This window comes from Delftia sp. PE138 (genome assembly GCF_018320755.1).
Taxonomy (GTDB): Bacteria; Pseudomonadota; Gammaproteobacteria; order Burkholderiales; family Burkholderiaceae_C; genus Comamonas; species Comamonas tsuruhatensis.
In genome coordinates, this window is the sequence record NZ_JABEPN010000005.1 from 451,353 (window position 1) to 469,133 (window position 17,781).

Below are 17,781 nucleotides of genomic sequence, written 5' to 3' on the forward strand. Positions count from 1 at the left end.
TGAGCATGCTGATCACACTGGGCCAGTTTGCCTTCGGCATCGACACACTGGCATTCGACAAGCTGGTGCGCAGCAGCACCTGGCGCCACCCGAGCAACAGCCGCGTGGGCGCGCGCCCCGCCCGCCAGTCGCTGGGCCCAGGCGATGAAACGCTGGGCCTGACCGGCGTGCTCGCACCCGAGTTCCGGGGCACGGCCAAGTCGCTGGACGACCTGCGCGAAATGGCCGACCAGGGCAAGGCATGGGCCCTGGTGGGCGGCGAAAGCATCCTGGGCGCCTGGGTCATCGAGAGCCTGCAGCAGACCGGCACGCACTACACACCGGGCGGCAAGCCGCGCCGCATCGAGTTCGATCTCAAGCTGGCCCGCGTGGACGACCACCTGGCCGAAGGCGGCGGCGGCGTCGATCCCTGGCCCGATGACGACTTCTGGGAATGGTGGATCTGATGGCCACACAGGAATACCTACACGCCAAGCCCCAGTACGAGATCGTCCTGGACGGGCGCAACATCACCAGCCAGGTGGACACGCGGCTGATGAACCTGACGCTGTCCGAATCGCGCGGCGAAGAGGCTGACAAGCTGGACATCACGCTGGACGACAGCGATGGGCGCCTGGCCCTGCCAGGCAAGGGATCCAAGATCGCGCTGAAGCTGGGCTGGGCCGGACATGGCCTGGTCGACAAGGGCACCTACGAGGTTGACGAGGTGGAGCACCAGGGCGCGCCCGACAGGATCGTGGTGCATGCGCGCTCGGCCGAGCTCAAGCGCCAGCTGCGCACGCGCTCCGAGCACAGCTACCACAACAGCACGCTGGGCCAGATCGTGCGCAGCATCGCCCAGCGCAACGGCCTGCAGGTGCGCGTGGACGCGCAGTTCGAGAACCTGCGCGTGGACCACATCGACCAGACCCACGAAAGCGACCTGAACTTCTGCAGCCGCCTGGCGCGCCAGTACGATGCCGTGTGCACGGTCAAGAAGGGCAAGCTGGCCTTCATCGCCATCGACAGCAAGATCACCGCTGCCGGCCAGACCGTGGAGGCCGCCACGCTCACGCGCGCCGAGGGCGACAGCCACGCCTACCACACGGCCGCGCGCAACGACTACAGCGGCGTTCGCGCGTACTGGAACGACGCGGATCGCGCCGAAAAACGCAGTGCCACGCAGGGCGCCGAAGACAACGAAAAGCGCCTGAAGGACACCTACGGCAGCGAGGCCGAGGCGCAGGCCGCCGCCAAGGCCGAGATGGGCCGCATCAACCGCGCCAAGGCCACCATGGGCCTGAAGCTGGCGCTGGCGCGGCCCGACCTGATGCCGCAGACGCCGCTGAAGCTGCAGGGATTCAAGGCAGAGATCGATGACACGCCGTGGCTGGTCGTCAAGATCCAGCACGAACTGGGCGACGGCGGCTTCACCTCCAAGCTGACGCTGGAGACACGCGCCAAGTGAGCGAGAGGGGCGGGTAGAGCACGTCCTGGAGCGGCCGGCGCAGGCCGTTCAGCGCGCGGCCAGGGTCGCCACGGCCATGATGGCGGCGCGGCCCGAATCGTCGGCCCGGCCGTAGCAATCGAGCAGCTCGCGCTCGTCGGGCGCCAGGGTCTGGACCGATGCGTTCGCATGCTGGCCCGTGACCACATACAGGACATCCACGCCCAGGCCCGCCATCACGGCCAGGGCAGCCGCATTGGGCGATTGCTCGCCCTTCTCCCAGGTGGCCAGGGTGCCGCGCGAGACGTCGCAGGCGTCGGCCATGGCGAGCTGCGCCACGTCCAGACGCAGACGCTCTTGCCTCAGCCTTTCACCGATGTGATCGAAATTTCTTCTATTCATCAATTGACATGCTCGAAATTTCGAGCAATGATGCAGTCAGCGTGTAACCAAACCATCCAAACCATCCCAAATACTACATGACAGCCATGCACTCCCCCAGAGCCGTGCCCGGTATCCCTGCGGATCCGGTGCTTCATGACAGGCCCGTGCCACTGCGCATGACGGCATCCGAACGCGAACGCCACGCCCGCTATGCCAGCCGTGAAAGCCGCAGCGCCTCCAACTTCGCGCTGAAGCTGTACCGCATGGGCATGCAGCAGTACGAGCAGCAGATGCCGCCGCTGCCCCAGGCCGATCAGGCGCGATAGCCACCCGCGCCGCCCTGTTCACCGCCTTGTCTTCGATCCCAACTGCCCCCAGGAGCCTGCCATGCGCATGATGTGCCCCCACTGCAACGAACACGCCTACACCCGCACCAGCCTGCAGCTGACCAGCACCAGCCGCGAGACCATCTTCCAGTGCCGCAACTTCGAGTGCGGCCATGTGTTCTCGGCGGTGACCGAGATCAACCGCACCATCAGCCCCAGCGCCATCCCCAACCCCATGGTGATCCTGCCGATGAGCACGCACATCAAGCGCAAGCTGCTGCAGACCCAGCTGGACGCCATGCCGTCCTCGCAATACGAAGGCGCAGCGCACCGCGCAGCCCAGGCGGCCGAATCCGCCCAATCCAGCGAAGGCGCGCGCAGCTAGCGCGGCCGGGGCGCCTTCGCCGCTCCTGACGGCGCCCCACCCGGCGCGCGGGCAGCCCCGCCTGCACCGCCGCCACCCCACCCCCTTTCCCGCAACCTGCGGAGCCTGCATGAAGGCCCTGCGGGATGCGCTCACCCTGAAACGACCTGGACAGACCATGAAGCTCGGCGACCTGCGCCTTTCCGATCTGATGCGACTGCTGCAGGCAGACGATGCGCCCGCGCCCGAATACCGGCCCGTGGACCCGCCCGCGCTGCCCGAGGCCTACCAGCGCCTGAGCGTCCAGGACTGCCGCACCCGCCTGCGCGAGCTGCAGCGCGAGGCCGCACAGCGCTGCGCCAACGGCCGCTGCGGCAGCGCCGAAAGCCGCGAATGGGCGGGCCTGGCCAGCCACTACCGCATGGCCCTGGTGCTGCTGGCGGGCATAGACGGCGAGATCGAGGAGCTGGCCCTGCGCGACTGGCGCGAAATGCCGCCGCCCGAGCGCGACGCTATCCGCCGCCAGATCCGAGCGCTGCGCACCTGCCTGCTGCCGCTGCGCGCGCTGGCCCTGAGGACCTGAGTCCATGTCCGTCCTGCTCGCCGCCAAATCCACCGGCCGCAGGCTGCGCACCGCCAGCCTGCAGCAATGGGACCAGCACAAGCCCCGCCCCCACATGGTCCAGCGCGCCATGCAGGCGCTGGAAAAAGCCTTGCCCCCGCAGTGGCTGCAGCCCATGAAGCTGCTGGGCCTGGGCGACTGGCAAAAGGGCGCGCAACACGCCAACGGCCAGCCCGAATGGGCTGCCTGCCACGACGCGCTGACCGCCATTGACGACTTTGCCAGCCGCCACGGCCGTGCGGCCGAGTGGAACCTGGACGACTACGAGATCTGCCAGATGGCCAGGCGCCTGAGCGACGAAGTCGGTGAGCTCGACGCCGGCGCCCAGGCCCAGAACATGGACCTGGCCGCACGCGTGGACCTGGTGCGGCTGATGCTGCGCATGCTGGGCCTGCAGGAAAGCACGCCGCTGGCCGGCGAGCCCGCCATCCGCCGCGCGCTGGACGCGGCCTGGTGGCGCCGCATGCTGCGCCGCCACGTCACGCGCACCGTGGAGGCCGGCGCCGTCAAGCTGGGCATCGTCAACCGCAGCGCCGGCGGCTATGCCAGCAACGCCACCGTGCGCCGGCGCACTGCGCAGATCGAGCGCAACGCCCGCGCGCTGGAGCGCAGCCTCTACCGAAACGAGGCCGGCCAAGTCTTCACCCTGGCCGAGCTGGCCGCGCTGTCGCCGGCCAACCCCGTGATCCGTGGCGGCGAGCTGATGACGCGCATCCGCGGCGCAGAGGAATATGCCGACGCGCGCAGCCACGTCGGCCTCTTTCTCACGCTGACGGCGCCCAGCCGCTTTCACGCCGTCACGCTGGGCAGCGGCGGCCGGCCGCGTCCCAATCCCCATTACGACGGCCACAGCACGCCGCGCGATGCCCAGCTGTGGCTGCGCACCATGTGGGCGCGCGTGCGCTCGCACCTGGGCCGCCAGCGCATCGCCATGTACGGCATCCGCGTGGCCGAGCCGCACCATGACGCCACGCCGCACTGGCACGCCCTGGTCTGGGCCGAGTGCGAGGAGCACGCCCAGCACATCGAGGCCGCCATCCGCAAATGGTGGCTCAGCGAAGATGGCGACGAGCGCGGTGCCCAGCGCAACCGCGTCAACGTCAAGCGCATGACCGGCGGCGGCGCTGCCGGCTACGTGGCCAAGTACATCGCCAAGAGCGTGGGCCATGCGGCCCTGGCCGACCACCTCGACGTGGTGCAGGGCCGCCTGTGGGATGTGGAGCAGGGCGGCATGCCCGGCCACTGCCGCGTGGACGCCTGGGCCGCCTGCTGGGGCATTCGCCAGTTCCAGGCCGTGGGCATGCCCAGCGTCTGCGTCTGGCGCGAGCTGCGCCGTGTCAGCAAGGACCAGGTCGAACAGATCCGCATCGACGGCGACAAGGCCAGCTGGAAGGCCTGGGGCGCCAGCCACCGCCACGGGCCCGACATCCCCGCCGACTGGCGCCGCTACATGGAAGCCATGGGCGGCCACTGCCTGGCCCGCGACCGCTGGCACCTGCGCATGGCACGCCGCCCCGTGCCCGCCGGCGCCGTCAACCAATACGGCGAGGCCATCGCGCCCGGCTGCGGCCGCGTGGTGGGCCTGGAAACCCGGCGCGGCCAGTGGCTGGTCTCGCGCCGCATCGCCTGGCGCAGCGTGGCGCGCGCCACGCTGGAGTTCCAGGAAACCCAAGGTGCAGAAAGCGCCGAGGTCGCCGACGTGGCCCCGCCCGCCCTGCCCGCCCGCGCGCCGCTGGCGCGCGCTTGGACTGGTTTCAATAACTGTACGGCCCGGCTCACGGGCCACACGCTGCGCGCCCTCATCGGCCGCGGCGGGCACCAGCGCGAGGACCGGGCCAACCCGGCCGGGCCCGATTCGGGTGCCGATTCAGTGCCCCATTCCGTGCTGCACCGCCCCGCATCCGGCGCCACGCCATCCAACCACCCTTTCTTTTCCAGCTGATCCACCCCAGGAGGACCCACCATGCACCACAACATCACCGCCCTGCGCAGCTACCGCGCCACCCTCATCCCCCACGGCGTGGACGCCACGCAGCTGGATCAACTGGCCGACGCCCGCCTGCTGCCCGTGCTGCGCCTGAAGGCGGCCAGCGCCAGCCACGCCCAGGCCTGCGCCCTGCTGGCCAGCGGCCGGCCCGTTCTGCGAGTCGAGCGAGTTGAACGCGTGGAGCGCAAGAAGGCAGGCAAGTCCATCACGCCGCGCCAAGCCTGATCAAGCACCCAAGCACCGGACACGACATCGGAGAACACCGCAATGACGCAACAGAACATGGAACTCTTTCACAGCGCCCCGCGCCTGGACACCCAGGGCATCGCCAACTACCTGGGCCTGAGCCGCGAGCACGTCACCGCGCGCCTGACCAAGCGCCCGGACTTTCCCAAGCCCTTCATCAACGCCAGCCGCCGCATCCGCTACTGGCGCATGGCCGACGTCAAAGCCTGGGCCGAGGGGCGCCGGTGAGCTGGCACCAGGCCATCACCGTGCGCTCAGTGATCGCTGCCCGCAAGAAAGCGCCGTGCCTGGGCGCGCGCCCCGTCGAAGATCTGCCGGGCCATAGGCTGCGGCACGCTGGCCGGCAGGCGCGGCTGCAGCCGGGCTATGGCGCCGTCCAGCGCCTCGACCATCTCCACCATGCTTTCCCACAGGCCTGCGATGCGCGTGGTCTCGGCCAAGGCCTTCCAGTGGCGGCGCTGGATCTCGGCCAGGCGGTAGTGGCGGCTGCGCCCCGGCAGGGCCATGGCCATCCTGGCGCGCTGGCGGGCAATCTTGCCGTGGCCATGGCCGATGATGGGCCAGGCCGACAGCACGTCGTACAGCGGCGTCATCTCATAGCCGCCGCCCGGCTGCAGAAACACCGAGAAATTCTTGGCATGCCCGTCCGTGGCCGCCAGCAGCCAGAACGCCAGCTGGGCCATCACGAAGCGGGCGCAATCCTGGGCAGGCTCGCTGCCATGCTGCAACACCTGCAGGCACTGCAGCATGCCGGGCCCGCCGTGGGTCTCGTACTTGTTGGCGCTGGCAACGCCGCGCACCTGGCAGAAATCTTCCTGGGGCAGGCGCGCAATCCAGCCCTGCGCCGTCCGGGCGCGGTCAAAGCGCTCCACGCACAGCACCTGCTGCCCGCCAAAGGTCTCGATGCTGCTGTCGGCCACGGCAAAGCCCAGCTCGGCCAGCAGGCGGGCGCACAGCCACTCATTGGCCACTGACTCGCTCAGGTCGTAGTGCCAGTGCGGCACCACGCCGATGGCCGGCTTCAGGATATGCGTGGTCGGCGTCGCGCCCAGCGGGCGGCACCACTGGCCGCCATGGCGCAGCACCGCCGTCTTCTCCTGCGCACCGGCGATGGACAGCCGGAACTCCTGGTCCACCTCCAGCGCGCCAAACCCGCCACCCAGGCTGGCCAGGTGCTCTGCAATCTGCGCCTCGCTCAGCGGCTCGAAGCGCACCTGGTCAAAACCGTCGGGCACGGCCCCCTCGGGCAGCAGCTGCACGGCACCCACGCAATCGCGGCCAATGGCCTCCAACAGCGAGAACGCATCGGCCCCGCGCAGCCCGAAGCGCTGGTGAATGCGCCGGCGAATGCCCTCGCCGTCCGGCAGCAGGTTGTCGAAATAGTGGGCCACCACCTCGCCCGCCACCGTCAGGTCACGCGTGAAGGGCATGGACAGTGACAGCGGCCGCGCATGCGCGCTCTGCGGCCAGGCCGGGTCATAGGCGAACACATGGCGGCCCGTGCGCGTGACCTCCCAGGTGCCCACCCGCTCCCCATTCATCCAGACGCCCAGCGCCGCCATCACCAGGACCCTTTCGGCTTGCGGTCCTGCCAGTGCGGCGGCAGCGCCTGCGGCTTGAAGGCCACGGGGCGGTCGGCGGGCTTGCGGGGCACGTTGTCACCCGCGTACGGTTGTGGAGCGGGCTCGGCAACCTTCGACGCAGCAGGTCCAGGTACAGGCACAGGCACAGGTGCAGACGCAGGAGAAACCACCGCATCCGCCCTGGGCCGCATGAGCAGATCGGCATCCAGCAGCTGCAGGATCTCCATCAGCTGGCGCACGCTGATGGCGGCCGGGTCACGCTCTATCGCCGCCACACGCGACTGGGACACGCCCAGCCGCTGTGCCAGTTCAGCCTGGCTCACGCCAGCGGCCTTGCGCAGCGACTTCAGGTGCAGCGCAAGCTGATCGGGCAGTTGCAACAGGTGGTCCATGGTGTTCTCCTGGCCAGGGCATTCAAAATATCATCTCAAGATGATGAATTGAAATTATCACTCCAGAATAATATTGTCAAGATATCATATTGGAGTGATATTTCTGGCAGCCATCCTGCCTACAACCGTGCCGCGATGTCCTCGGCCGTCTCCCGGTAATAGGTATTGAACAGCTCGTTGATATCCACGTGGCCGCTGATGCGGGCCAGCGTCATCACATCCACGCGCTTGCTCAGCCAGGTCAGCGCCGTGGCGCGCAGGTCATGGAAGCGCAGGCCCTGCACCATCACGCGGTCGCGCAGCTTGCGGTAGAGCGTGTCGCGGCTGGCGTCGCTGATGGTCCAGTAGGCGTCGCGCCCGGCAGCCTCGGCGGCGGCGTCCAGCACGCGCAGCAGGCGCACGGCACGGCGCGTCAGCGGCACATGGCGCTCGCCCACCTTGGCCTCGGTCTTGTGGTGCGGCAGGTGGTAGACCCGGCGCTTGAGATCCACATTGCTGCGGCCCATGCGCAGGATCTCGCCGCTGCGCATGGCCGTGTGCAGGGCCACCAGCATGGTCCAGGCCGTCTGCTCCATGGCGGTGACAGGCGCCAGGCGCGGCGAGACATTGGCCGAGCGCAGCATGCGCCGCACCTCGCTCCACTGCCCCGTGCGCCGGCGCGCATGGGACTTGGCCGGCAGCTTGATCTCGGGCCAGGGGCTCTTGCCCACCCATTTCCACTGCTTGACCGCCAGCGTCCAGATCGGACGGAACTGCTGCGCCTCGCGCAGCACGCTGGCGCCGGAGACCTGCTGCAGCCGCGCATCGCGCCAGCGCGCCAGGTCGTCGCCCGTGATCTCGTGGAAGACCTTGGAGGCCAGCTCGGGAAACTCGCGCAGCCAGGCATCAAAGCGCAAATGGTCGGCCCGCGCCGTGCTGGCCGTCTTTTTGTCGGTGACCTCGCGCCGATAGCGCTCCACCGCCTCGGCCAGCGTGCGCCGCGGAAACTCCCCGCGCGCACCGGCCAGAATGGCCGCCTCCTCGGCCACGGCCCATCCCTGCGCCTCGGCCTTGGTCGCCCGCGTGGCGGTGCGCCGGATGCCCGCACGCTCCACCTCGGCCCGCCAGCCGTTCTTCACCTTCCGGAAATACGCCATCCCATCTCCTGCTGCACGCGCGGGATCACAAGCGGGATCTGCGCGGGATTGTGATGTGATTTTGCGCTGTTTTGTGCCGGTTTCAACCCGTTCCGTTTCGCAGCGGAGACCCAGAAAAAAAGCCCGCCTCCTCTACAGGAAGCGGGCTTGAGCAGTGTTCGCCGCAGTTGAGCGGCGTTGGTGCGTGGTGCGCGGGGGGGGACTCGAACCCCCACACCATTGCTGGCGTCAGGACCTAAACCTGGTGCGTCTACCAATTTCGCCACCCGCGCTGGTTCTTGGGGGAGCCGCCTGCGCGGCGGCTCCTAGGTCAGGGCGCAGATTCTAGCCGCAATTGCGGGGTGCATTGCCATACCCCGGATTTGAGCGGCGGCCTCTGCGTTTCCGCCACCTCAATGCGTGGGCTCGCGGCGCACGCGGAACACGGCGGCGTACATGGCCGGCAGCGCCAGCAGTGTCAGCACGGTGGCCACGATCAGCCCGCCCATGATGGCCACGGCCATGGGGCCCCAGAACACGCTGCGCGACAGCGGGATCATGGCCAGCACGGCGGCGGCGGCCGTCAGCACGATGGGGCGCAGGCGGCGCACGGCGGCTTCGATGATGGCGTCCCAGGCCGGCACGCCGCGCGCGCGGTCGGTCTCGATCTGGTCGATCAGGATCACCGAGTTGCGCTGGATCATGCCCATCAGCGCCACCACGCCCAGCAGCGCCACGAAGCCGAAGGGCCGGCCCAACAGCAGCAGCGCCGCCGCCACGCCGGGAATGCCCAGCGGCCCGGTGATGAACACCAGCAGTGAACGGCTGACACTGCGCAGTTGCAGCATGAGCAGCGTGAAGGTGAGGAACAGCATCACGGGCACACCAGCGACGATGGCGTCCGAACCCTTGGAGCTTTCCTCCACGGCGCCGGCCACATCGATGCGGTAGGCCGTGTCGCCCGCGGCATGCCAGCGCGCCTCGATCTCGCGCAGGCCGGGCAGCAGCGCATGGGTCAGCGTTGCGCCCTGCAGGCCCTCGCGCACATCGCCCTGCACGGTGATGGCGAACATGCGCTTTTCTCGCCACATCACGCCGGGTTCCCAGACCATCACGGGCTTGGCGATCTGCGTGAGCGGGATCGACTTGCCCGATGCCGTGGGCAGGTAGGCGTTGGCGATGTCGGTGATGGCGTCGCGCTCCGAATACGGCGTGCGCAGCACGATGTCGATGAGCTTGTCACCCTCGCGGAACTGGCCCACGGTGGAGCCGCTGAGCATGACGCGGGCCGCCTGGGCGATGGCCTGGCTGCTCACGCCCAGGGCGCGCGCCTTGTCCTGGTCCACCTCCAGGCGCACGGCCTTGACGGACTCGTTCCAGTTGTCGTTGACGCCGCGCATGTCGGCGTTGGCGATCATGGCCTGCTTGACCTCGTCGGCATAGGCACGCAGCTTTTGCGGATCGGTGCCGGACACGCGGAACTGCACCGGATAGGGCACGGGAGGCCCGTTGGGCAGCAGCTTGACGCGGCCACGCACCTCGGGGAACTCCTGGGCCAGCAGCGCCGGCAGCGCCTTGCGCAGACGCTCGCGCGTGGGCAGGTCCTGGGCGACCAGGATGAACTGCGAGACGTTGTTCTGCGGGAACACCTGGTCCAGCGGCAGGTAGAAACGCGGCACGCCCGAGCCTACCCATTCGCTGACCGTGCGCACGCCGTCGAGCTTCATGAAGCGCTCTTCCACGCGGCGCGTGACGGCCTCGTTGGCGGCCAGCGACGTGCCTTCGGGGAACCAGATGTCCACCAGCACCTCGGGTCGGCTGGAATCCGGGAAGAACTGCTGCTGCACGCGCGACATGCCCACCAGGCCCAGCGCAAAGACCAGCACCGTGATGGCGATGGTCAGCCAGCGGTGCGTCACGCACCAGTTCACGGCGCGCCGGAAGCGGTTGTAGAACGGGCTGTCGAAGACCTCATGCTCGGCTGAGGACGCATTGAGGTTGGTCTCCTCGATGGGCACCTCGCCCGAGGCCACCTCGGGCGGCAGCGTGGCCGCGTGCGGCGGGCGCTTGAGCAGCAGCATGCCCAGGTAGGGCACGAAGTACACCGAGGCGAACCAGCTGAGCACCAGCGCAATCACCGTCACCGCGAAGATGGCGAAGGTGTACTCGCCCGTCATGGACTTGGCCATGCCGATGGGCAGGAAGCCCGCCGCCGTGATCAGCGTGCCGGTCAGCATGGGCTTGGCCGTGATCTCGTAGGCAAAGGTGGCAGCGCGGTACTTCTCGTAGCCCTCCTCCATCTTGCGCACCATCATCTCCACGGCAATGATGGCATCGTCCACCAGCAGGCCCAGCGCGATGATCAGCGAGCCCAGCGACACCTTGTGCAGGCCGATGTTCCAGTACCACATGGCCAGGAAGGTCGCGGCCAGCACCAGCGGAATGGTGATGGCCACCACCAGTCCCGGGCGCGGGTCGATGTACCAGCGCTTCCACAGCGGCTGGTGGCCCTCGCGCTTGTGCAGGCCCAGGCTGATGAAGCTCACGGCCAGCACCACCACCACGGCCTCGATCAGCACCTGCAGGAATTCGTTGACCGAATCGGCCACCGCCTTGGGCTGGTCCTGCATGTTGGCCAGCTCTACGCCGGCCGGCAGCGTGCGCGCGATGTCGCCCACGGCGCCGCGCAGGGACTTGCCCAGGCGGATGATGTCGCCGCCCTTGGTCATGGACACGCCCAGGGCAATCGTCTCGCGCCCCTGGTGGCGCACCTTCACATTGGCCGGATCGGCATAGCCGCGGCGGATCTCGGCGATATCGCCCAGGCGCAGCTGCGCGCCCGATGCGCCGCGGATGGGCATGGCGCGCAACTCGTCCACCGCCAGGAACTGGCCGGCCACGCGCACCTGCACGTCCTCGCGCGGCGTCTGCAGCACGCCTGCGCCCTCGATGGCGTTTTGCTGGCCCAGCTGGCCGAGCACCTGGTTCATGTCCAGGCCCAGCTGCGACAGGCGGCGCTGCGACAGCTCGATGTAGACCTTCTCGTCCTGCACGCCGAACAGCTCGACCTTGGCCACATCGGGCACGCGCAGCAGCTGCTGGCGCACGTCGTCGGCCATGGTCTTGAGCTCGGCGTAGCTGAAGCCGTCGGCCTGCAGGGCGTAGATCACGCCATAGACATCGCCGAACTCGTCATTGAAGAACGGCCCCTGCACGCCCTGCGGCAGGGTGTAGCGCATGTCGCCGATCTTCTTGCGCACCGTGTACCACAGCTGCTGGACATCGCCGGGGCGCGAATTGTCCTTGAGCTGGAAGATGATCAGCGACTCGCCGGGCTTGGAGTAGCTGCTGATCTTGTCGGCGTAGGGCACCTCCTGCAGCGTACGCTCGATCTTGTCGGTGACCTGCTCGGCCATCTGCTGCGCCGTGGCGCCCGGCCAGTTGGTGCGCACCACCATGGCGCGGAAGGTGAAGGGCGGGTCTTCGTCCTGCCCCAGCTGGAAGTACGAGGCAAAGCCCAGCAGCAGCAGCACGACCATGAAATAGCGTGTCAGCGCCACATGGTCCAGCGCCCAGCGCGAAAGATTGAAGTGCCCGCCCTGCGGCGCCTTGTGCTTGGGCCCGCTCATTGGGCCGCTCCGCTGGACGCCGCACCTGCGGAAGCTGCGGCACCTGCGGCGGCAGGCGCCTGTGCCGGCTGCTGCGTCTTGTCATACCGGTCCTGATAGACCGTGACCTTCTGCCCGGGCGTGAGCACATGCACGCCGGCGGCCACCACCTGCATGCCGGGCGTCAGGCCGGCGGCAATCACGGCCTCGTTGCCATCGGCCGTGGCCAGTTGCACGGGCTGCAGCTTCACCGTGCTGCTGGCGGCATCGAACACCCACACGGCCGTGCCCTGGCCGCCGCCGCCTTCCTGGCGCAGCGCCGTGGTCGGCAGCTTGATCACGGGCTGGCCCGTGGGGCCCATGCCCTCGGGCAGCGCATGGACCGTCGCGCCCAGCGGCGGCACGGCGGCCGCATCCGACGCGGGCAGTGCCACCTTCACCTGGTAGGTGCGCGTGACCGGATCGGCACTGGCCGCCACCTCGCGCACCTGGCCCTGCAGCGGCTGCATGCCGGCCGACCACGGGCGCACATTCACTTTCTGGCCCACGCGGATGGCGCCGCGCTTGTCTTCGGGCACCACGAACACCACGTCGCGCGGGCCGTCCTGGGCAATGCGCACCACGGGCGAGCCGGCCGACACCACCTGGCCGGGCTCGGCGTCTATGCCTGTCACCACGCCGGGCACATCGGCCAGCAGTTGGGCATAGGCCTCCTGGTTGCTCTGCGATGCCAGCTGCGCCTTGGCCTGGTCCAGCGTCGCCTGGGCGGACTTGAGCGTGGCCTCGCGCCGCTCCAGCTCCGCACCGCTGATGAAGTTCTGCGCCTTCAGCTGCGAGTAACGCCTCACATCGGCGGCGGCAAGATCGCGCTGCGTGGTCGCGGCCGCCACCTGGGCGCGCGCGGCGTCAGCTCCCAGCCGGTAGTCGCTGGCATCGAGCCGCGCCAGCAACTGGCCTGCCTGCACGTGCTGGCCCAGTTCCACCTCGCGGCGCACGAGCTTGCCGGCCACGCGAAAGCCCAGGCGCGACTCTATGCGCGCGCGCACCTCGCCCGCGTATTCCAGTTGCGTGTCCAGCGCGCCCACGCCTACGGTGAGCAGCTTGACGGCGCGCACCGGCTCGGGCGGCGGCTCGGCCTTGGAACAGGCGCCCAGCGCCAGCGCGGCGGCCAGGCACAGAGGGGCAAGAAGAAGATGGCGCGGCAAAGCGCGCGCGGCAGGGTTCGATGGCAAGTCGGGCATGTGGATCCGGGAGGGCTGGTGCGAAAAGCGGCTGCGGGCTGCAAGATCCGGGCAACATGCCGCGGCAGCTGGCTGGCGCCGTTTACTGACTGACGGGTTAGTAATTTAGGAGAAGCCCTTGAGCCCGTCAAGTGAAATGCATGGCCTTGCGCGCAGCATCGACAATCGGCCACCGTGAAGTCCACCGCTCCCACCCTGCCCGCCTCCCCCGCCCCGGTCACGCACTACGAGAACTTTCCCGTGGCGTCCTGGCTGTGCCCGCCCCGCTTGCGCCCGCCGATTGCCGCGCTCTACCACTTCGCACGCACTGCAGACGATCTGGCCGATGAGGGCGACGCCACGCCGCCCGAGCGCCTGGCCGCGCTGGCCGCCTACCGTGCCGACTTGATGGCGCTGGGCACCGAAGGCGAGGCCCCCATGCTCGCCTGCACGGCCTGGCCTCTTGTCTTTGCAGGGCTGGCACCGCAAGTACGCGCCCACCAGCTGCCGCTGGCGCTGATGGACGACCTGCTCAGCGCCTTCGCGCAGGACGTGCGCAAGACCGAATCCGGCGCCACCTACGCCGACCGCGCCGAGCTGCTCGACTACTGCCGCCGCTCGGCCAATCCCGTGGGCCGGCTGCTGCTGCATCTGTACGGGGTGGACGATGCCGAATCGCTGGCCCGCAGCGACGCCATCTGCACCGCCCTGCAGCTGATCAATTTCTGGCAGGACTTCAGCGTGGACCTGCCACGCCAGCGCCACTACCTGACCGATGCCGACTGCACCGCCCATGGCGTGCGGCGTGAAGACCTGCGCGCCGAGCCCGCTGCACTGACCCCTGCCGTGCGCGCGCTGCTGGCCGAGCAGTCGGCCTGGGCGCGCGCACTGATGCAGTCCGGCGCACCGCTGGTGCACCGCCTGCCGGGCCGCATCGGCTGGGAGCTGCGCCTGGTCGTGCAGGGCGGGCTGCGCATCCTGGACAAGGTCGATGCGCTGCAGGGCGCCAGCCTCTACCGCCGCCCCACCGTCGGCAAGGCCGATGCGCCGCTGCTGCTGTGGCGCGCCCTGCGCATGTGATGGCGGGCCGGCCGTTGCGACACCCAGGCTTTGGCCCCAAGCCGTCCATGGGACAATCCGGCCCCATATGAATCCGGATCAGTACGTCCAAGACAAGGCTGCCGCCTCGGGCAGCAGCTTTTATTACGCCTTCCTCTTCCTGCCGCGCGAGCGCCGTGCCGCCATCACCGCCTTTTATGCGTTCTGCCGCGAAGTGGACGACGTGGTGGACGAAGTCTCCGACCCCGGCGTGGCCGCCACCAAGCTCGGCTGGTGGCAAAACGAAGTGCACCAGGCCTTTGCAGGCAAGCCCTCGCATCCCGTGATGCGGGCGCTCATGCCGCACGCTCCGGTCTACGCCATCGAAGAGCGCCACCTGCAGGCCGTCATTGACGGCTGCCGCATGGACCTGGAGCAGACCCGCTACCTCGACTTCCCGGGCCTGGCGCGCTACTGCCACCTGGTCGCAGGCGTGGTCGGCGAAGTGGCCGCGCGCATCTTTGGCCAGACACAGGAAGAAACCACGGCCTACGCCCACAAGATGGGCCTGGCCTTCCAGCTGACCAACATCATCCGCGACGTGGGCGAGGACGCCATGCGCGGACGCATCTACCTGCCCATCAGCGAGCTGCAGCAGTTCGACGTCAAGGCGCATGAGATCACCAAGCGCGAATACTCGGACCGCTTCACCGCGCTGATGCGATTTCAGGCCGAGCGCGCCCACCGCCTCTACGACGAGGCCCTGGCCCTGCTGCCCGCGGCCGACCGCCGCACGCAAAAGCCCGGCCTGATGATGGCCAGCATCTACCGCACCCTGCTGCGCGAGATCGAGGCCGACGACTTCCGCGTGCTCCACCAGCGCATCAGCCTGCCGCCGCTGCGCAAGTTGTGGCTGGCCTGGAAGATGCAGGCGCTGGGGCGCATGGCGCGGTGAGCAGAGACAGCGCCAAGGACAAGCCGCGCGCCGCCATCCTCGGCGGAGGCTGGGCCGGCTTTGCGGCCGCCCTCACGCTGGCGCGCAGCGGCTGGCACATCACCCTGCACGAGGCCGCACGCGAGCCCGGCGGCCGTGCGCGCGGCATGGACCTCGACACGCCACAGGGCCCGCTGCGCGTGGACAACGGCCAGCACATCCTCATCGGTGCGTACACCGAAAGCCTGCGCCTCATGCGCGAGGTGGGCGTGGACCCTGAACGGGCGCTGCACCGCCAGCCCATGGCCCTGCCCTATGCCGATGGCAGCGGCCTGCGCTTTCCCGACTGGCCTGCGCCGCTGGATGCGCTGGCCGGCATTGCCACCGCACGCGGCTGGAGCCTGGGAGAGCGCGCAGCCCTGCTGGCGCGCGCCGTGCGCTGGCGGCTGGCGGGCTTTCGCTGTGCGGCCGAAGCCACGGTGGCCGACCTCTGCACAGGCCTGCCGCAGCGCCTGATCACCGAATTCATCGACCCGCTGTGCATCTCGGCGCTCAACACACCCATTCACCTGGCCAGCGGCACGGTGTTCCTTCGCGTGCTGCGCGATGCGCTGTTCAGCGGCCGTGGCGGCTCGCATTTCCTGGTGCCGCGCCGTGACCTGGGCAGCCTGTTCCCCGCGCCGGCCGCGCAGTGGCTGCAAGAGCGCGGCCACGCCGTGCGCCTGGGCAGCCGCGTGGCCGAACTGCAACCCCAGGGCCCGCACTGGACGCTGGGCGCAGCCCAGGGCGAAGACGCGCCCTTTGACGCCGTGCTGCTGGCCTGCCCCGCGCCCGAGGCGGCGCGCCTGGCACTCACCGCCGCCGAGCACGACAGCCTGCCTGCACGCGACGGCATAGCCCTGCAGCGCTGGGCGCAGCTGGCCCAGGACCTGCAGCACCGCCCCATTGCCACCGTCTATGCGCAGACCTTTGACGCCTCCCACACATTGCCCCCGGGCGCGCCCTGGCTGGCGCTGCGCTCCACGCCCGATGCGCCTGCGCAATTCGTCTTCGACCGGGGACAACTCGGCGGCCCGCAGGGCCTGATGGCCTTCGTCATCAGCGACAGCGCATCGGACCGCGAAACCCTGCAAGCCCAGGTGCTGGCCCAGGCCCAGGCGCAGTTGGGCTGGCATGGACTGGTTGCGCTGCGCACCGTGATCGACAAGCGCGCCACCTTCGCCTGCCTGCCCCAACTTCAGCGGCCCGGCCTGGAGCTGGGCCACGGCCTGTGGGCCTGCGGCGATCATGTGGACGGGCCGTATCCGGCCACCATCGAAGGCGCCGTGCGCAGCGGCATGCAGGCTGCCGAGGCCGCAGCCGCAGCCCATCGCACAGCACACACCGACTGACCCCCGGGTATCTCCGTAGCCTGCGGACCCCGGTTTGACAGCAGATTGACAGCCGCCAGCGCCACCATCGCTGGCGCCGCATCTGCTGCGGACCATCCACTACAACGATATCCAGGAGACCAGACATGCCTTCGCGCGACTTTCTTCACCACGCAGACCTGCCCCCGCTCGGCCGCCGCCAACTGCTGGCCGGCACGGGCGCCATGGCCCTGTCTGGCCTGCTGCCTGCGGCCGCGCTGGCGCAGGACGCCTGGCCCACGCGTCCCATCCGCTTTGTCGTGCCCTTTGCGCCGGGCGGAAGCTCGGAAATCGTGGCGCGCTCCACGGCCGCCGAGCTGTCCAAGACCCTGGGCCAGAACGTCTTCGTGGACAACAAGCCCGGCGCGGCCGGCAACATCGCCATGCAGGAAGTGGCGCGCGCCGATGACCAGAGCACCGTCATCCTGGGCCACATCGGCACGCTGGCCGTCAATCCCTACATCTTCGACAAGCTGCCCTACGACGCCAACAAGGACTTCCAGCCCGTCAGCCTGCTGGCCAAGGTGCCCAGCCTGTACGTGGTCCACCCCGATGTGCCGGTCAAGAACCTGCGCGAACTCATCGCCTACGCCAGGAAAAAGCCGGGCCAGCTCAGCTACGGCTCGGCCGGCAATGGCAGCGCCGGGCACCTGGCCTTCGAGTACCTGAAGATGACGGCCGAGATCTTCATGCTGCACGTGCCCTATCGCGGCACGGGGCCCATGATGACGGACCTGATGTCGGGCCGGCTGGACGCTGCCTCGGTCGGCGCCGCCGCCCTGCTGCCCTTCATCAAGGCAGGCAAGGTGCGCTGCATCGCCACGGGATCGACCCAGCGCCTGCCCCAGTTGCCCGACGTGCCCACCGTGGCCGAGCAGGGCTTCCCGGGCTTCGAGATGACGCAGTGGTACGGCATGCTCGCCCCCTCCAGCATGACCAAAGCCCACGTGGACAAGCTGGCCGCCGAGTGCGCCAAGGCCGTCAAGGCGCCCGACGCGCTCAAGCGCCTGCAGGGCGATGCGGCCGAGCCCATCGGCAGCACGCCCCAGCAGTTCGCGCAGTTCATTGCCTCCGAGCAGACACGCTGGCAGAAAGTGCTCAAGCGCGCCCAGGTCAAGCCGGACTGA

18 protein-coding genes and 1 tRNA gene are annotated in these 17,781 nt (G+C 69.1%); 12 read left to right on the forward strand and 7 right to left on the reverse strand.

The window, feature by feature from the left end; translation table 11 throughout:
* The first annotated feature begins 5 nt into the window (after nt 1–5).
* Complete coding sequence (locus HFGMBDPB_RS19570; RefSeq protein WP_012204504.1) at nt 6–446, forward strand: phage tail protein; 441 nt, start codon at nt 6–8, stop codon at nt 444–446.
* Nucleotides 446–1,447, forward strand: a complete 1,002-nt coding sequence (locus HFGMBDPB_RS19575; protein ID WP_244386491.1) for a contractile injection system protein, VgrG/Pvc8 family — start codon at nt 446–448, stop codon at nt 1,445–1,447. Before HFGMBDPB_RS19570 ends, HFGMBDPB_RS19575 begins: the two co-directional genes overlap by 1 nt.
* A gap of 48 nt (nt 1,448–1,495) precedes the next feature.
* On the opposite strand, the gene HFGMBDPB_RS19580 is transcribed toward HFGMBDPB_RS19575, so the two are convergent.
* Nucleotides 1,496–1,828 (reverse strand): helix-turn-helix domain-containing protein, encoded by a 333-nt coding sequence (locus tag HFGMBDPB_RS19580; RefSeq protein WP_012204502.1) that lies wholly within the window; start codon nt 1,826–1,828, stop codon nt 1,496–1,498.
* Nucleotides 1,829–1,914: 86 nt separating this feature from the next.
* On the opposite strand from HFGMBDPB_RS19580, the gene HFGMBDPB_RS19585 reads away from it, so the two are divergent.
* The 6 genes from HFGMBDPB_RS19585 to HFGMBDPB_RS19610 all read left to right on the forward strand — a co-directional run bounded on the left by HFGMBDPB_RS19585 (nt 1,915) and on the right by HFGMBDPB_RS19610 (nt 5,583).
* Nucleotides 1,915–2,136 (forward strand): hypothetical protein, encoded by a 222-nt coding sequence (locus HFGMBDPB_RS19585; protein ID WP_224986487.1) that lies wholly within the window; start codon nt 1,915–1,917, stop codon nt 2,134–2,136.
* Between the two features lie 61 nt (nt 2,137–2,197).
* The gene (locus HFGMBDPB_RS19590) at nt 2,198–2,521 is read left to right on the forward strand and encodes an Ogr/Delta-like zinc finger protein (RefSeq protein WP_012204500.1); all 324 of its coding nucleotides are present in this window, start codon (nt 2,198–2,200) and stop codon (nt 2,519–2,521) included.
* A gap of 157 nt (nt 2,522–2,678) precedes the next feature.
* Nucleotides 2,679–3,083: a hypothetical protein gene (locus tag HFGMBDPB_RS19595; RefSeq protein WP_249343549.1), complete on the forward strand. Its 405-nt coding sequence runs from the start codon at nt 2,679–2,681 to the stop codon at nt 3,081–3,083.
* Nucleotides 3,084–3,087: 4 nt separating this feature from the next.
* Nucleotides 3,088–5,064 (forward strand): replication endonuclease, encoded by a 1,977-nt coding sequence (locus HFGMBDPB_RS19600; protein ID WP_212646049.1) that lies wholly within the window; start codon nt 3,088–3,090, stop codon nt 5,062–5,064.
* Between the two features lie 21 nt (nt 5,065–5,085).
* Nucleotides 5,086–5,334 (forward strand): hypothetical protein, encoded by a 249-nt coding sequence (locus tag HFGMBDPB_RS19605; protein ID WP_212646050.1) that lies wholly within the window; start codon nt 5,086–5,088, stop codon nt 5,332–5,334.
* Between the two features lie 42 nt (nt 5,335–5,376).
* Complete coding sequence (locus tag HFGMBDPB_RS19610; protein ID WP_012204496.1) at nt 5,377–5,583, forward strand: helix-turn-helix transcriptional regulator; 207 nt, start codon at nt 5,377–5,379, stop codon at nt 5,581–5,583.
* Nucleotides 5,584–5,609: 26 nt separating this feature from the next.
* On the opposite strand, the gene HFGMBDPB_RS19615 is transcribed toward HFGMBDPB_RS19610, so the two are convergent.
* The 6 genes from HFGMBDPB_RS19615 to HFGMBDPB_RS19640 all read right to left on the reverse strand — a co-directional run bounded on the left by HFGMBDPB_RS19615 (nt 5,610) and on the right by HFGMBDPB_RS19640 (nt 13,294).
* Entirely contained in the window at nt 5,610–6,917 is a 1,308-nt protein-coding gene (locus tag HFGMBDPB_RS19615; protein ID WP_212646051.1) for a type II toxin-antitoxin system HipA family toxin, read from the reverse strand.
* Nucleotides 6,917–7,330 carry a helix-turn-helix domain-containing protein gene (locus HFGMBDPB_RS19620; protein ID WP_212646052.1) on the reverse strand — a complete coding sequence of 138 codons (414 nt, stop codon included), beginning with the start codon at nt 7,328–7,330 and terminating at the stop codon, nt 6,917–6,919. The genes HFGMBDPB_RS19615 and HFGMBDPB_RS19620 overlap by 1 nt, the downstream gene beginning before the upstream one ends.
* Before the next feature lie 119 nt (nt 7,331–7,449).
* Nucleotides 7,450–8,466, reverse strand: a complete 1,017-nt coding sequence (locus HFGMBDPB_RS19625) for a tyrosine-type recombinase/integrase (RefSeq protein ID WP_047218335.1) — start codon at nt 8,464–8,466, stop codon at nt 7,450–7,452.
* 185 nt (nt 8,467–8,651) lie between these two features.
* Nucleotides 8,652–8,738 (reverse strand) — tRNA-Leu (locus HFGMBDPB_RS19630).
* Nucleotides 8,739–8,858: 120 nt separating this feature from the next.
* Nucleotides 8,859–12,074, reverse strand: a complete 3,216-nt coding sequence (locus HFGMBDPB_RS19635; RefSeq protein ID WP_016449589.1) for an efflux RND transporter permease subunit — start codon at nt 12,072–12,074, stop codon at nt 8,859–8,861.
* The gene (locus HFGMBDPB_RS19640; RefSeq protein ID WP_016449590.1) at nt 12,071–13,294 is read right to left on the reverse strand and encodes an efflux RND transporter periplasmic adaptor subunit; all 1,224 of its coding nucleotides are present in this window, start codon (nt 13,292–13,294) and stop codon (nt 12,071–12,073) included. Before HFGMBDPB_RS19640 ends, HFGMBDPB_RS19635 begins: the two co-directional genes overlap by 4 nt.
* A 174-nt stretch (nt 13,295–13,468) precedes the next feature.
* On the opposite strand from HFGMBDPB_RS19640, the gene hpnC reads away from it, so the two are divergent.
* The 4 genes from hpnC (at nt 13,469) to HFGMBDPB_RS19660 (ending at nt 17,781) form a co-directional block, all read left to right on the forward strand.
* Nucleotides 13,469–14,353 (forward strand): squalene synthase HpnC, encoded by an 885-nt coding sequence (gene hpnC, locus HFGMBDPB_RS19645; RefSeq protein WP_016454067.1) that lies wholly within the window; start codon nt 13,469–13,471, stop codon nt 14,351–14,353.
* Between the two features lie 67 nt (nt 14,354–14,420).
* Complete coding sequence (hpnD, locus tag HFGMBDPB_RS19650) at nt 14,421–15,266, forward strand: presqualene diphosphate synthase HpnD (RefSeq protein ID WP_016449592.1); 846 nt, start codon at nt 14,421–14,423, stop codon at nt 15,264–15,266.
* Nucleotides 15,263–16,636 (forward strand): hydroxysqualene dehydroxylase HpnE, encoded by a 1,374-nt coding sequence (gene hpnE / locus HFGMBDPB_RS19655; RefSeq protein ID WP_212646053.1) that lies wholly within the window; start codon nt 15,263–15,265, stop codon nt 16,634–16,636. Before hpnD ends, hpnE begins: the two co-directional genes overlap by 4 nt.
* Before the next feature lie 125 nt (nt 16,637–16,761).
* A complete protein-coding gene (locus tag HFGMBDPB_RS19660; protein ID WP_133073398.1) occupies nt 16,762–17,781 on the forward strand; it encodes a Bug family tripartite tricarboxylate transporter substrate binding protein in 1,020 nt (339 codons plus the stop codon).